Source organism: Roseateles aquatilis (genome assembly GCF_002205645.1).
Classification (GTDB): Bacteria; Pseudomonadota; Gammaproteobacteria; order Burkholderiales; family Burkholderiaceae_C; genus Roseateles; species Roseateles aquatilis.
The window spans coordinates 1-1,117 of the sequence record NZ_NIOF01000041.1; the positions used below are offsets into that span (position 1 = coordinate 1).

The 1,117-nt window shown below is 65.3% G+C and carries 1 protein-coding gene; it reads right to left on the reverse strand.

Annotated features, from left to right (window positions below):
* On the reverse strand, positions 1-1,061 hold a 1,061-nt coding region (locus tag CDN99_RS27940; RefSeq protein ID WP_238139743.1), incomplete at its 3' end, for an IS256 family transposase.
* Between the last annotated feature and the right edge of the window lie 56 nt (positions 1,062-1,117).

Below are 1,117 nucleotides of genomic sequence, written 5' to 3' on the forward strand. Positions count from 1 at the left end.
ACCTCCGGCGGGAAGGTGAAGAACGGGATCACGCGGTCCCAGGCCCTGCGCCAAGCGGCGACCACGGTGGGGAATTTCTGTCCCCAGGCGCTTGCCTCGAAGGCATCCAGCTCGGCCGCGGCAGCCTCGGCGCTGGGCGCCGTGTAGACCAGCTTGATGGCCGCGGCCAGCGGCTTGCGGTCCTTCCAGTTGGCGTAGTCCAGGCTGCTGCGTATCAGGTGCACGATGCAGGTCTGCAGCGTCGTGGCCGGGTACACCGCGCCCAGCGCCTCCGGCATGCCCTTGAGCCCGTCCGTGACCGCGATGAGGATGTCGTTGACCCCGCGCGTCTTCAGGTCGTTGAAGACCTTCATCCAGAACTTGGCGCCTTCGGTGCCTTCGATCCACAGTCCCAGGATGTCGCGCGTGCCGTCGGGCAGCACGCCCAGCGCCAGATAGACGGCCTTGTTGCGCACCACCGCGTCCTCGCGGATCTTCACGCGCAGCGCGTCGAAGAACACCACCGGGTACATCGGCTCCAGCGGCCGCGCCTGCCAGGCGCCCACCTCCGCCATCACGGCGTCGGTCACGCTGCTGATCAACTCGGGGCTGACGTCCACGCCGTACTGCTCGGCCAAGAAGGCTTGCATCTCCCGCACGGTCATCCCGCGCGCGTACATGGCAATGATCTTGTCGTCGAAGCCGGTGAAGCGACGTTCGTGCTTGGGAATGAGCAGGGGCTCGAAGCTCGAATCCCGGTCGCGGGGAACGTCGATGCGCAGCGGGCCGTCCTCGGTCAGCACCGTCTTGCCGGTCTTGCCGTTGCGCAGATTCTTCGTCGTCTGGGGCTTGTCGGCGCCGCTCGGGTAGCCCAGGTGAAATCCCAGCTCGGCGCCCAGCGCCCTCTCGATCAGAGCCTTCTTGAACGCCATCGAGGCGGCATTCACTTCCTCGCCGGTCATCGGCTGGCCCTTCACGATCTGGTCGATCAGCTCATCGGGGATCTTGGGTAACGCGGCAGACTTGGCCGTTATCGCGGCGTTCCTCAGCTTGGTCTTGCTCAGCGGTTTGTCGATTGGCATAAATGCTCCGGGGTCGGGTCATGTTATGCCTCGCACACAAAATTCAGGACAGGTCC